This is a genomic window from Burkholderia sp. SIMBA_062 (assembly GCF_046534765.1).
GTDB lineage: Bacteria > Pseudomonadota > Gammaproteobacteria > Burkholderiales > Burkholderiaceae > Burkholderia > Burkholderia ambifaria.
The window spans coordinates 1-247 of the sequence record NZ_JAWRYD010000498.1 but is presented as its reverse complement, the minus strand read 5'-3'; the positions used below and the strand labels follow the sequence as shown (position 1 = coordinate 247).

Sequence of the window (247 nt, the reverse complement as noted above, 5' to 3'; positions counted from 1 at the left end):
GAACTGCCCAAGGAACTGCTGGACCAGTTGGTCAAGGGGCCGATGACGCCAACCGAGGTCCAGGATCTGATGCTGGCTTTCAACAAAGCGGTCATCGAACGCGCAATGGGCGCCGAGATGAATCTGCATCTGGGCTACCCGCAGGGCCAGCCCAAGCCGCCCGGGCAGGTCAACGAGCGCAACGGCGCCAGCGGCAAGACGGTCATCACCGATCGTGGCCCGGTTCGGGTCGAAGTCCCCCGCGATC

At 64.4% G+C, this 247-nt stretch carries 1 protein-coding gene; it reads left to right on the top strand.

The window, feature by feature from the left end; translation table 11 throughout:
• A partial coding sequence (locus SB786_RS37225; protein ID WP_410731713.1) for a transposase occupies positions 1-247 on the top strand: 247 nt, incomplete at both ends.